Below are 13,455 nucleotides of genomic sequence, written 5' to 3' on the forward strand. Positions count from 1 at the left end.
ATGGTATTGTTCGGAAGGAAGAGGGAAGAAGGAAGAAGGAAGAAGAACTTCTACAACTTCTCACTCCCAGTTCCTAGTCAAATCTTTTGTTTGTATATTGGGGTTGCTGTAGTGATGGCATCACCCCATTACCTAACCAAATTTATCTTCAAAGCCAAAAGCAAATCGAGTGAGGGCGAATGCCATTCGCCCCTACAACTTCTGACTTCTATTAGCTAGCTTGCTTCCAAGGAGCCTTGATTAGGTTCCAAGTTGGGCTGTTGAGAGCTAGATCCATGTCACGAGCGAAGATAGCGAATCCGTCATAACCGTGATAAGGACCAGAATAATCCCAAGAGTGCATTTGACGGAATGGCATACCCATCTTCTGGAATACATACTTCTCTTTAATACCAGAAGCAATTAAGTCGGGCTTTAATTTCTTAGCGAATTCCTCGAACTCATATCCACTAACGTCATCATAGATTAGAGTACCTTCTTGAGCATATTCAGCAGTACGCTTGTAGTCATCACCGTGACCGAACTCATAACCAGTACCGATAACTTCCATTCCTAAATCGTCGAAAGCTGGAATAACGTGACGTGGACGTAAACCACCAACCATCATCATTACTTTCTTGCCTTCTAAACGAGGACGATACTTAGCAATTATTGCATCAGCTTGTTCTTGGTAGCGAGCAATTACTTTCTCTGTGTTTTCTTTGATTGTATCGTCGAAGTAAGAAGCAATCTTCCGTAGAGACTTAGCAATTTGAGTAGGACCAAAGAAGTTGAATTCAGTCCAGGGTATACCATACTCCTCTTCCATGTAACGGCAGATGTAGTTCATGGATCTGTAGCAGTGAATGAGGTTGAGGTTCACTCTAGGAGCCATGAATACTTCGTTGTAAGTACCATCACCTGTTGCTTGGCTAACTACTCTTAAACCGATTTCATCTAATAATAGACGAGAACTCCAACCGTCACCACCGATGTTGTAATCAGCGATTAAGGATACGTCATAAGGAGTAGTTTCAAAGCCGATATCTTCGTTAGTGATCTTGGCAGATGGCTCATATACCCAGTCACGTACTGTGTCGTTAGCAATGTGGTGACCTAATGACTGAGAAACACCACGGAAACCTTCGCAACGTACTGGTACAACTGGCTTGTTGAGTTCTTTAGCAGCTTTCTTAGCTACTGCTTCGATGTCATCTCCAATTAGACCTACTGGGCACTCAGATTCAATTGTGATACCAGCATTTAGAGGGAATAAATCTTCGATTTCGTTCATAATTTTGGCGAGTTTCTTGTCTCCACCAAAAACGATGTCTCTTTCTTGGAAATCGGAAGTGAATTGCATTGTACCGAAGGTATCAACACCAGTTACACCGTTGTAGTAGTTACGACGACCTGCCCAGGAGTAGTAACCACAACCAACAGGACCGTGACTGATGTGAACCATGTCCTTAACAGGACCCCAAACAACCCCTTTTGCTCCAGCAAATGCACAACCACGAGTTGTCATTACACCAGGAACTGATTTAACATTGGACTTAACGCCACAGTCAGATCCTTCTTCTAGAACGTTGAGGTGCTTTTTCCGTCTCTTAGCAGCTTTCTCTGGATAAGCATCTAAGACTTCTTGAATTAACTGTTTGTTCTGTTCGATTTTTTCAGATGTCATGTTACATATCTCCTTTCGGATATTTGATTTAGTGTTTGAGTTTTGTATTAGCGGGGGCAGGTGCTTTTTTACTGTCTGCAAAACCTGCCCCTACAAATTAATTAATACAAGACTCACTACTACTTGTGTCTTGAGATGGGGTGCGCTCTGCACACCCCCACTTTTGTGCTAAAATATTTTCAGCTTACTTAAGCTTTCTTTTCTGCTGCTAAAGCTGCATCTTGTGCTGCAATTTGCTTCTGACGATCGTCTTCGTCACCTAATAGACCGAACTCAATTAACAACTCTTCTAATTCATCCATTTCTAGAGGAGTAGGAATAGTTAGTTTGTCGTTGTTGATGATCTTCTGAGCTAATGTATCATACTCTTGAGCTTGGTTATCTTCTGGAGAGTATTGTTCAACAGTCATACGACGAATTTCAGCGCGTTGTACAACGTTGTCACGAGGTACGAAGTGAATCATTTGAGTGTTCAAACGAGCTGCTAAGTTCTCGATTAACTCAACTTCACGGTCAACTTTACGGCTGTTGCAGATTAAACCACCTAAACGTACACCACCAGCATGAGCATACTTAAGAACACCACGAGCGATGTTGTTAGCAGCGTACATTGCCATCATTTCACCGGAACATACGATGTAGATTTCTTGAGCTTTGTTTTCACGGATAGGCATTGCAAATCCACCGCAAACAACGTCACCTAGTACGTCGTAGCTTACGAAATCTAGATCTGCATAAGCGCCTTCTTCTTCTAGGAAGTTGATAGCAGTGATAATACCACGACCTGCACAACCAACTCCAGGCTCAGGACCACCAGACTCTACGCAACGGATTCCAGCAAAACCATCTTTCAATACTTCGTCTAGTTCTACGTCTTCAACTGCACCGCGCTCTGCAGCAACGTGAAGTACAGTAGTTTGAGCTTTAGCGTTTAAGATTAAACGAGTTGAGTCAGCTTTAGGGTCACAACCTACGATCATGATTCTCTGACCGTGACGGTTAGCCATTGCAGCTAGAGTGTTCTGAGAAGTAGTGGACTTACCGATACCGCCTTTTCCGTAAAATGCAATCTGACGCATGATAGATTTCTCCTTTTTGTTAGTATGTTTGACTTGAATTTGAATGAATGTGATTTTGATTCTGTAAAAGTTTCCTTAGAGTTTGTGTTTGATATATAGCTGCTGTTTTCTAGGGCTTTTGGTTTTACAGATCGCATTCATATATTAATTTTGTTCGTGTAAGAACAGTGTGTATTTAGCAGCAACATTGAGTGCCCGGAGGCGCTCGCCCTAAAGCTTGAGCAGGCATAACCTGCGTGTATATATTTGTCATTAATGCACCCGTTGTTATTTGTTATTTGTCGCTGTAGTTAGCATGATTTTAAGTTTTACTCATCATCAGTCAACAGTTAATTTATTTCAAACGTTGAACCTTGATAGCTGCTAACTGCTAACTGTTTTACGCTTCTTCTACTATAAGACTTTCGCTTACTCGTTCTTTTAATGTAGCTTCGATCGCTCCTTTTAGTGTCGCCATTGCACTACTGCAAGAACCACAGGCTCCTTTTAGTGTGACTAGCACGCGATCGCCATCTACATCGAACAGCTCAACATCTCCTCCATCTTCCGCGAGAACAGGTCTCACTTCTTGTTCTAATACTTGTTGAATTAATGTAATTTTTTGTAGATTTGTTAGTTTGCTGGCTGGTTTTGTAGTTGTAGGAATGTGTTTTGCTGTAGGTTCTGGCGTTTCGTAAACCGATGCGATTAGATCGTCAATATCTGCCAGACAAGAACCACAACCACCACCTGCCTTCACATAGTTTGTTACTTCTTCCGCTGTTTTGAGGTTGTTTTCCCGAATTACTCGCTTAATCTTGTTTTCGGTAATCGCGAAACAGCTACAAACTAATGCTCCTTCGTGGTCTTCTTCGTGAACTTCTACTTCAATACCTTTGTACTTAAATATTGCTGCTTCTAATGCTTCCTCTCCCATAACCGAACAGTGCATTTTTTCTTCTGGCAGCCCTCCCAGGTATCCCGCGATATCCTGGTTTTTAATCTTCATGGCTTCGTCTATGGTTTTGCCTTTGAGCATTGCTGTCAGAGCAGAAGATGAAGCGATCGCACTAGCACAGCCAAAGGTTTGAAATTTTGCATCTAAGATTTCGCCGGAGGCTTCATTAACTTTGAGGTGTAGGCTGAGAGCATCTCCACACGCTATACTTCCTACCTCACCGCTAACTACCTTTTCCCCTTCTTTCTGGTCTGTAATGGTTCCTTGATTTTGGGGGTTATAGAACAAGTCCATTACTTTTTCAGTATATTCCCACATAGCCCTTATTGTTTAGAACACCCTAAGTTTTACTGATGAAAGTTGCGCTTTTTCTTGAAGATTACTACTCAGTTTGTAGAGCAATAATTTATTATTTTTAGGAGGTGGGTAAAACTTGATATTATTAGTATTGCACATTTTTTATATTCAAGCAACCCTTTTTTCCTTAATTTTTTTCCTCAAGTAATCAATATTTAAAGTTACTCACCACCCCTAGAAACTATATTATTTATGTTCTAGGTTAAGGAAGATTTTTTCTGTTAATACTGCTACAATTTTGTGAGTTATTAGCGTGAGATATACCCCTCTTTAAGCTATACAATGATTGTTGCGGAATCAACAGAGTTTTTCTGTTATTTTTGCTACATTTTTGTAGCGTAAATAAAAGTGTAGCAATCCTTAAAATATTGTAAATTTTAGGATTGTACAGTTGCCTCTTGTCGCTCTTGCAACCAATTAGCTTGGTCATTTTTAAAGGGTGATAAAGCCCGGAGACGCTCCACAATAGTAGGCATCACTGCTAACACTTCCTCAACCTCTTGGCGGGTTGTGTAACGTGATAAAGAGAAACGAATTGAGCCATGCAAAATTGTGTACGGCAGACCCATTGCCCGCAAAACATGAGATGGTTCCAAAGACCCAGAAGTACAAGCAGAACCAGAAGAAGCACAGATACCATAATGGTTCAAATGCAGCAATATTGCTTCTCCCTCAATAAATTTGAAGCCAATATTAGTAGTATTAGGCAACCTTTCAATAGGATGACCATTAACAGCACAATCAGAAATAGCAGCAAGAATACCGTTCTCCAAATAATCGCGCAGTTCCCGTTCCCGGTCGATATGTGCTAAATGCTCCTGTGCCAATTCACAAGCTTTACCCAGAGCAATAATACCAGGCACATTTTCCGTACCAGCACGGCGACCGCGTTCCTGATGTCCGCCAATTAATAACGGACGGAACCGAGTACCACGACGTACATACAAAGCAGCAATACCCTTGGGTGCGTGCAATTTGTGACCAGAAATAGCCAGCATATCTACAGTGCTATTCTTCATATCCAGGGGAATTTTCCCTGCTACCTGCACCGCATCAACATGAAATAGCGCACCATATTCCTTAGCTATCTGCCCTATTTTTTCTATGGGGAAAATCACGCCTGTTTCATTATTGGCGTACATAACCGAGACTAAGGCAGTATCACCTGTAATAGCAGCTTCCAGCTCAAGTAAATCTATCATTCCTTGGCTATCTACTGACAGATAAGTAACGGTATAACCCTGCTTTTCCAAATGCTTGCACAGATTCAAAACTGCTGGGTGTTCTACCTGAGTAGTAATAATATGCCGTTTATTTGGTTGGGCAGTGAGAGCAGCTCGAATTGCTGCATTATCACCCTCAGTACCACAACTGGTAAAGATAATTTCTGTATCCTGGGCACCTAATAAAGCTGCAACTTGCGATCGCGCTTTTCTCACAGCTTTACCAACTTGTCCGCCAAAAGTGTGCATACTAGAGGGGTTACCATAAAACTGACTCAGGTAAGGCAGCATTTCCGCTAGCACTGCATCATCTACTTTGGTAGTAGCATTGTTATCGAGATAAATGTTTTGTTGCATAGCTGACTAAATACTTGAGGTGATTGTTGTAGAGATGTTGAAGGAAGAAGGAAGAAGGAAACATCTTCCATTGCTTGAGTTTTAAGCTGCAGAAGGAAGAGGGAAGAAAGAAGAAGGAAACATCTTCCATTGCTTGAGTTTTACAGCGTATTTCATATTAGTAAGGTACACCAGTCGCGGGCAAGATGTTATTGCGTGCAAGATGTTATTGCGTGCAAGATGCCCGCACTGGAAAACTTTACCATTCTTATGTGTACCTCATTTACCTGAAATCTGCTGTAAGCTAATGTCAAATAATTGCCTGAAACTAAAGTTTTTAGCCTATAACTTCTAACTTCTAACTTCTGTACGGGCGAATGGCATTCGCCCCTACTGAATTCTGAATTCCGTTTACCTATGCAGGTTGTAGTAGTTGTATGAATTGCTTGTAGAAATCTAAAGCAACTGTTTCAATTACATCATAGCTCTCTACTACATCTATTCCTGCATCAAGTACCTTTTCTTTAGGACTCTCACCAATTTTAGAAACCAGCACAGCTTTGCAATCAGAAATTGCTTTGATGATATTCTCCAAACTGCCTTCTTCACCATAACCACCTAAGCAATAGTGGTCAACTTTGCGGTGAGCAATAAATCTAGCTTTCACACCATCAACTTCATAAATCATAAACTCTTTAGCATGACCGAAGTGTTGATTAACTAATCCATTACCCTTACTTGCTACTGCTAACAGTATAGGAGGACCAGCTTCAGCAACTGCTTCTTTTACCTGAGTTTCTGCTTTAGCTGTTGCTAATTTATTGCGGAAACCTTCAATGCCAGCATGGAATTCTTTACGCTTTTCCAAGTCATATTCTGGAGTCATCTCCATGATTGCTTCTTTTGTGAATTCCTTACTGCGGTCTTCACCTAACAGACCAACTGCATCTGCACGACATTGACGGCAGTGGCGCATCATTTTCATGCCACCTACATCACATTTGTCTTGCAATGTTTTTAATTCTTCAGTAGTTGGGCCACGCTGACCATTTAGGCCAAAGTAAGTGCCGTGCTCTGGTGAAGAAATCAGAGGCATAATATTGTGAATGAATGCACCCTTAGAACGAACAATTTTATTTACTTCTTCTAAATGCTCATCATTGATGCCAGGAATCATTACTGAGTTAACTTTGCAGAGAATATCAGCTTCTCTGAGTAAGTCTAGGGATTCCATTTGCCTTTGATGCAGAATTTTTACCCCTTCAATTCCTCTGTAACGTTTCCGGCGATAATGAACCCAAGGATAAATCTTTACCCCGATTTCAGGGTCAACCATATTAATCGTTAAAGTAACGTGGTCAATGTTGAGTGCTTTGAGTCGATCTATATGATCGGGTAAAGCTAGACCATTGGTTGACAAGCAAAGCTTGATATCTGGTGCTTTCTCAGCTACAAGCTCAAAAGTGCGGAATGTTTTCTCTGGGTTCGCTAATGGGTCTCCTGGTCCGGCAATTCCCATAACAGTCATTTGGGGAATTTTACCTGCAATTACTAGAGCTTTATGAGCTGCTTCTTCAGGAGTTAGCAGTTCGCTAACTACACCGGGACGACTTTCGTTGGCGCAGTCGTATTTACGGTTACAAAAATTACATTGAATGTTGCAAGCTGGTGCAACTGGAGCGTGCATCCTCGCATAATGGTGATGCGCTTCTTGACTGTAGCAAGGATGGTTAGCAACGCGCTCTTGAATACTGGCGGGAAGTTGCTGTTCGGTAGTAGTTCCGCAACCCTTTGACACGCAGCCTCCGGATTTCTTTTCCGTGCTTTTCGTGGTTTTTGCGAAGCTGTCTACTGTTGGTTGGGAAGATAGTTCTGTTGGCTGTAACATCTAAGTTTCCACTATTGTTGGGTAGCTGTCGCCGTGGGTGACGGATTACTCGCGTCGATACACTTTGTTTCCTGGGACGGTTATTTTCCGTCTGCGGTTATAGGTGTCCGGCGTTATAGTTTTTATATCAGTGGCCTTTAAACTGCTACTTTCAACAACCCCCATTAGTATTGATTACGATCATTAGTTTTGTACTCAGATTTGTATCATCTAATAATTCAAATCAAATCGAAGTATCTAATTTTTTTATTGGGGTATAGGTACTTGTATTTTTTAAGTGGGGTACAAGTATTTATGGGGTAATGGTACGGAGTTTTATGTACTCGTTATAAAACCTATATATATCAATAATTTAACTGCTTTTTTAACCCTAACTTTTGCCTCAATAGTCCTGTACTCATACACCCCTTATTCAACTCAACCTTTTCTTACTGTATACAATGTATCAATTTTTGGCAAGTAGGCTAGATTTATCTTAATTATTCTTTAAAGTTTGACAATGATTTTCAAGATTGACAGAGAGAATGCAGAAAAAAAGGAGTAAAGTTGTCAGGAATAAAGCTTTTCGTTACTAATCATCCAGATTTAATACAACTGCACTTTAGAGTAATCTACATTAACAAAATCCTGAGAAATATGACCAATTTCCTTAACATTTTTATTTGGCCAAATACTAAATACAACTTTATTAGCTTTTGTAAAAAATTTAGCAGTTTTTCAGGATTAATGTAAGTAAGTTTCAATGCTTTGTCCTGAGAAATATTTTCAATTTTCTGTAGCTAAAAATAAAAATGCAACTTGTTAGCTTTTGTAAAAAATTTAGCAGTTTTTTCAGAATTAAGTAGATAATTTTTAATCTTTTTTTTAATCTTTTCACCAGAATTATGAGTTAAACTATAAGTTGAGTACAAGTTTCAATTTCAGCATCAACCCCCCTTAAAAACTTCAAACCTGCTGACACACAAGCATCAACCTTGAGTACAAAAATGCTAGTACATTATTCATTAAATACTCGTACACGCTACAAAAAATACTAGCACCTATACCCCAAAATATATTTCAAACATCTATGTACGGTCATTTTCAGTCTGTTGAGTACCAGACTAATATATTTAATAAAGATTGACCGTTAAATATTGGTTAGTAGTTTACAAGGCACTTGATATAAAAATTGAAAAGCAAACGTCCTTGTCAAACACGGAACCCCCTATTTAACCCATGACCACCTTACTAACTAGAAATACTTGTACATTACCTAATAAAACTAACACTTCTAATTCCAAAAAAAGCCAAGGTAACTTTAGGTCTCAATTCAAACTCAAAGCTAATACTGAAACTGCTCAACAAAATCTACCACTAGAATCAGGTAGAGACCTTTCTTCCTCTCGTCGTCATAGGTTTTGGTATAAATATTTTACCTTCCCAGAGCTAGATACAATCTTAACAGATTTTAGAATGATCTTTGAGCGAGACCCCGCAGCACGCAACTGGGTTGAAGTCTTATGTTGCTATCCTGGTTTGCACGCTCTAGTACTACATCGTCTCGCTCATTGGTTACATCTTCAGAGCATTTCTCTAATTCCACGTTTAATTTCCCATCTTGGACGGTTTTTAACAGGAATTGAAATTCATCCTGGGGCAACAATTGGACAGGGAGTATTTATCGATCATGGCATGGGAGTAGTTATTGGTGAAACTGCAATCATTGGAGAATATTCTTTAATTTATCAAGGTGTCACCCTTGGTGGTACGGGAAAAGAAATTGGTAAACGCCATCCCACTATTGGCAAAAATGTTGTAGTTGGTGCTGGTGCTAAAGTACTAGGTAATATCAATATCGGAGATAATGTCCGCATAGGTGCTGGTTCAATTGTATTGAATGACGTTCCTTCTGAATGCACCGTTGTCGGTATACCTGGTCGAATTGTTTCTAAATCTGGCGAACGAGTTGGACCTCTTGAACATGGACGGTTACCAGATACACAAGCTACCGTAACTCGCGCTTTACTTGACAGAATTGAGCAACTAGAACAAACAATTGCAAACCTTTATCTGCAACACTAAGGAATGACAACGATGTATAGCAATCATAATCCTAACCCTCAAGACTTGATTACAGTTGTGAATCTTTCTCAAATCGATCGTTGGTTCGTTCATCAGCGCTTACAAGAACTAATGATTAATAGTTGGTGTCCTACTAGCGGTGAGTTATTAGTAGAAATTAATAATTTAACCGATGCTATTCTTGTCCACAGCATTGTTAAGCAATTTGTTGCTCCTCGCAAAGAGTTAGTGGACTGGTTAGAAAGATGTTGGCAAATGGAAGTTTTTCCTAAATACAACCATTGATTTAATGAACAATTTTCATTGGTAATAGATATGGAGTTGTTTTCCTTGTCTATTACCTATTAGTTTAATACTTAAGGATAATAACTATGGAAGGCGATCGCAAAACAACTCTATTTCTTAATTTTTTGCAGGAAGAATTAGCTATTTCTGCCGCAGCTATTTCTGTAGCAAGGAAACACAGTGAAGCTTCTTGTGGACCTCTACCAATGATTCTCTGGAAGTTTGGCATGATTTCTCTCCAACAACTGCAACAAATTTTTGATTGGCATGAGTCTTACGATAGCAGTACTTTCTGCTATGATCGACCAATTAGTTAAAAGATGAATTATAAAGTTTATCTAAATAAAAGCTTTCTCATTGATAAACCAATGTTTAATAATGATAAATACTTTTAGATTTTGCTTGAATGTAACTTTATACTATCCTAGACAAAGAAGCCATAGCTACTTTTTTTCCAATAATTGATATGTCTTGAAGAAGGCAGAAGGCAGAAGGCAGAAAGCAGAAGGCAGAAGGGAAAATTGCATGGGGGATGGTCTTCAACACGCCACTTCGTGTCTGATAACCCCAAACAATTTTAAGCACCCCCGTTGACTGATAACTGATAACTGATAACTGAAATGACGCTCGGGTATTAAACCCGCCACAGAAAAGATAATATTTAGCTCAGTATTAGGGAGGCAGCTACATGAAATTAGATGAGGCGATCGAATTAGATGGACCACCAGTATTTGAATTGGAACAAAAAGTAAAAGTTCGCAAAATAATTCGTAATGATGGTACTTTCCCTGGAAAAAATCGAGGTGACATTCTTTTGGAAGGGGGAGAGGTCGGTTATATTTGTGGCATAGGCACCTTCTTACAAAAATTTTATATTTATTCCGTACATTTTATTAAAAAAGGAATGATTATCGGTTGTCGTAAAAATGAAATAGAAGTTGTAGAGGAAAATTAATGAAAGTAATCTTACGAAATAATGCAGCAGGAAATTTAGAAGTTTATGTTGCTAAAAAAGATTTGGAAGAAGAAGTTGTTTCACAAAAAATTGATGGAGATATTAAAGTTTTAACTTTAACAAATGGTTGGGAATTATCTATTCCGAAAGACCAACCAGAAAAACTACCTCTAACTATCGATGCTAAGAGATTAAACTAAAAGTTTCCTTTCCATAGTTACTCCTTATTGTGTAGCCACCAAATGAGATTTATCTCTTATTTGGTGGTTTTTTTTTACAGGGAACAGGGAGTATTCAATAATTAATAATTAATAATTAATAATTAGGGTTTGCTGAAAAAGTCTTTTAGTAGGGGTAGGAGACAGGAGACAGGAGAAATGAGAATGAGCGAGGAGATAGGAGTAATACCATTTCTCAAAAACTTTTCTACATTTTATTGAGTAGGAGAGTGAGGGAGAAGTAAACATAAGAATAATTAACATTAACTTAGCTAAAATTAGCAAAAAAGTTATTAGACTTGTGTTAATTACTTAATAACTGAATTGTTACTCAAGTATAGCATTAATGCATGGGAATTGGTATTAAGAATTGTCCTAAGATTTTTCTGCCCAACTATGAGCGTAAAATACTAACTTTTTGAGCGTTTTAGACTGAAACAGGCGCACTTTTTAAAGATCCCAAAAAGGCACTTTTCTTTATATGTCAATGCTTTTAGATTTATCCAGCAAACCCTAATTAACACGCCACTGGCTAATAATCGCTAGTTTAAAACTCAGAGAACGTAAGACTTCTCCTTCTTCCTTCTTCCTTCTACTATAATTACTGAAGAGTGAATAGTAAACTAACTCCTATTACTGCAACTAATACTCCTAAAACTGACCTAATACTTATTTTTTCTCCCATTTGAGCAGCAATGGGAATTATAAATATTGGACTGGTAGCTAAGAGAGTTTGAGCAATACCTGCGGGAGAAAATTTGAGGGAAGTTTGCTGTAGCCAAATACCTAAATAAGTGCTGCTAAAAGCTGTAATAAAAATTGCTCCTATGAGTTTAATTGACCAGTTGAAATTTTCTAATTTATCCTGCTTTTTTTTCTGAAAAAATAACAACAAAATAACAATAATTGTTCCTCCAATTAAACGAAATAATGTACTTAATAAAGGATTAATATCTGAGGAAAGTAAAGCAAAACGAGAGATAACTGCACCACTAGAATTAGCTATTGCCGCGAATATTGCCCAGAGTATTCCTTGTTTGATATTAACATTACTAATTGCTGTACCGGGAGTTCTTTCTGAGATTACCCAAGCTACACCTCCAACTGTAATGAAAATTCCACACCAAGCACCAAAAGTTAATTGTTCTCCTAAGAAAATTAAAGCTAATAAAGCTGTCATGGGAGGAGATAAAGTTTCCATTAGCAGAGTTCTTCTTGCACCCATATTTTTGAGGGCAGAAAAAAAGGCAGTATCTCCTAAACCAATACCAAGAATACCGCTAATCATAAATAAATTAATAGTAATTGGGTTTACTTCTGTCTGAAGTTTGTTACTAATAATTAAAGTTAGAAAAATCAGGGCGATCGCTATTAAACCTTTGAATAAATTTAATTTTAGGGGAGATATTTTTTGTCCAAGTAAGCTATAAGCTGCGGAGGATGCTGCCCATAAAAATGCACCGGTTAATGCTGCTAGTTCCCCTTGAAAATTAGTTATCCACAGTTCCATTATTTGGTAGTCCGTACTCGTATATTGCCGTGCCAACTTACATTTATAAGTTGATAATGGTCTCGTTCTTCATCAAAAATAACTTGTACTTCTATCTCTCCATAATATGGTTTATATTAACTATAATCGGTAATAATTTTTTTGACATTTTCTCGATATAGCGCTGTGCGCAGGCAACAGGCAATAGGTAACAGCGGTGCGACCCCGCGTCGGCGATAGACGCAAGCGGTCAGACCCCGCGACGACGACAGTCGCATCTGGTAGGGCACCAAGAGAGGGAATGCTGACCAAGAGAGGGAACAGGAGGAATAAAAAACTGATAATATAAGACTTTTAGTTATTAGACAGTTCCTATCATTTGTACATAAGCCAGCGCACATTGCTATATTTTGCTAATTTTTCCATTGCACAATAACCTCCTTTCAAAGAATTTGCGGTGAATTGGTGAGTTAATGAAAATTAGGGTCTTTAATAACAACTATTATAGACTTTTTATATATCAGATTATAACTTTCAAATAGCTTCCCAATCTTCTATCTTTAATTCAGTAATTCTTTGAAATTCATCAACATTATGAGTTACTAATATTAAATTATTAGCTATCGCTATTGAAGCTATTTGTAAATCATAAGGCCTGATGGTTGTTCCGGCTCTCTCTAAGTTTGTGCGAACTCCCCCGTATATTTCAGTACATCCATCGTCGAAAGGTAAAGAAACAAATCGTAAGCATTCAACCGGACATGATATTAACCCTATTAATAAATTTTTCAAGAATATTTAAACCATCAAAATTATAAAATTACAGACAAAGATTGAGAAAATATAATAATAATAATTAAGCAGGTAAACAAAATTAATTACACATTTTCGAGGGTAAAACCCTTGCTCTATAGGCATTGTTTTTGTAAATAATTCTGTGTAGGTGCTTAACTCAAAC

General features: G+C 38.4%; 14 protein-coding genes. 6 read left to right on the forward strand and 8 right to left on the reverse strand.

Going from position 1 to position 13,455, the window contains the following annotated elements; genetic code table 11:
• Entirely contained in the window at nt 1-219 is a 219-nt protein-coding gene (locus F6K15_RS10750) for a hypothetical protein (RefSeq protein WP_293060595.1), read from the forward strand.
• Here F6K15_RS10750 and nifD read toward each other — a convergent pair.
• The 5 genes from nifD to nifB form a co-directional block, all read right to left on the reverse strand.
• Nucleotides 212-1,666: a nitrogenase molybdenum-iron protein alpha chain gene (gene nifD, locus F6K15_RS10755; protein WP_293060597.1), complete on the reverse strand. Its 1,455-nt coding sequence runs from the start codon at nt 1,664-1,666 to the stop codon at nt 212-214. The genes F6K15_RS10750 and nifD overlap by 8 nt on opposite strands.
• A 188-nt stretch (nt 1,667-1,854) precedes the next feature.
• On the reverse strand, nt 1,855-2,745 hold the full coding sequence (gene nifH, locus F6K15_RS10760) for a nitrogenase iron protein (RefSeq protein ID WP_293060599.1): 891 nt from the start codon (nt 2,743-2,745) through the stop codon (nt 1,855-1,857).
• 379 nt (nt 2,746-3,124) lie between these two features.
• Nucleotides 3,125-4,000, reverse strand: a complete 876-nt coding sequence (gene nifU / locus F6K15_RS10765; RefSeq protein WP_293060601.1) for a Fe-S cluster assembly protein NifU — start codon at nt 3,998-4,000, stop codon at nt 3,125-3,127.
• A gap of 416 nt (nt 4,001-4,416) precedes the next feature.
• Nucleotides 4,417-5,619: a cysteine desulfurase NifS gene (gene nifS / locus F6K15_RS10770; protein ID WP_293060603.1), complete on the reverse strand. Its 1,203-nt coding sequence runs from the start codon at nt 5,617-5,619 to the stop codon at nt 4,417-4,419.
• Nucleotides 5,620-6,013: 394 nt separating this feature from the next.
• The gene (gene nifB, locus F6K15_RS10775) at nt 6,014-7,396 is read right to left on the reverse strand and encodes a nitrogenase cofactor biosynthesis protein NifB (RefSeq protein WP_363267700.1); all 1,383 of its coding nucleotides are present in this window, start codon (nt 7,394-7,396) and stop codon (nt 6,014-6,016) included.
• Nucleotides 7,397-8,941: 1,545 nt separating this feature from the next.
• Between nifB and cysE the strand changes: the two genes are divergently transcribed.
• From cysE to nifT, 5 genes are all read left to right on the forward strand, one after another.
• A complete protein-coding gene (cysE, locus tag F6K15_RS10780; RefSeq protein ID WP_293060839.1) occupies nt 8,942-9,550 on the forward strand; it encodes a serine O-acetyltransferase in 609 nt (202 codons plus the stop codon).
• Between the two features lie 12 nt (nt 9,551-9,562).
• Nucleotides 9,563-9,835 (forward strand): Asr1405/Asl0597 family protein, encoded by a 273-nt coding sequence (locus F6K15_RS10785; RefSeq protein ID WP_293060607.1) that lies wholly within the window; start codon nt 9,563-9,565, stop codon nt 9,833-9,835.
• 86 nt (nt 9,836-9,921) lie between these two features.
• Nucleotides 9,922-10,152, forward strand: a complete 231-nt coding sequence (locus F6K15_RS10790; RefSeq protein ID WP_293060609.1) for a DUF2949 domain-containing protein — start codon at nt 9,922-9,924, stop codon at nt 10,150-10,152.
• A 371-nt stretch (nt 10,153-10,523) separates the two neighbouring features.
• Nucleotides 10,524-10,790, forward strand: a complete 267-nt coding sequence (locus tag F6K15_RS10795; protein ID WP_293060611.1) for a nitrogen fixation protein NifZ — start codon at nt 10,524-10,526, stop codon at nt 10,788-10,790.
• Entirely contained in the window at nt 10,790-10,990 is a 201-nt protein-coding gene (gene nifT, locus F6K15_RS10800; RefSeq protein WP_124143216.1) for a putative nitrogen fixation protein NifT, read from the forward strand. The genes F6K15_RS10795 and nifT overlap by 1 nt, the downstream gene beginning before the upstream one ends.
• Before the next feature lie 619 nt (nt 10,991-11,609).
• On the opposite strand, the gene F6K15_RS10805 is transcribed toward nifT, so the two are convergent.
• The 3 genes from F6K15_RS10805 to F6K15_RS10810 form a co-directional block, all read right to left on the reverse strand.
• Complete coding sequence (locus F6K15_RS10805; RefSeq protein ID WP_293060615.1) at nt 11,610-12,518, reverse strand: DMT family transporter; 909 nt, start codon at nt 12,516-12,518, stop codon at nt 11,610-11,612.
• Nucleotides 12,518-12,613 (reverse strand): element excision factor XisI family protein, encoded by a 96-nt coding sequence (locus F6K15_RS38255; protein ID WP_363267751.1) that lies wholly within the window; start codon nt 12,611-12,613, stop codon nt 12,518-12,520. The genes F6K15_RS10805 and F6K15_RS38255 overlap by 1 nt, the downstream gene beginning before the upstream one ends.
• 418 nt (nt 12,614-13,031) lie before the next feature.
• Nucleotides 13,032-13,289: a virulence-associated protein gene (locus F6K15_RS10810; protein ID WP_293060617.1), complete on the reverse strand. Its 258-nt coding sequence runs from the start codon at nt 13,287-13,289 to the stop codon at nt 13,032-13,034.
• Nucleotides 13,290-13,455: the final 166 nt, after the last annotated feature.

It is taken from the genome of Okeania sp. SIO2B3 (assembly GCF_010672525.1).
Lineage (GTDB): Bacteria > Cyanobacteriota > Cyanobacteriia > Cyanobacteriales > Microcoleaceae > Okeania.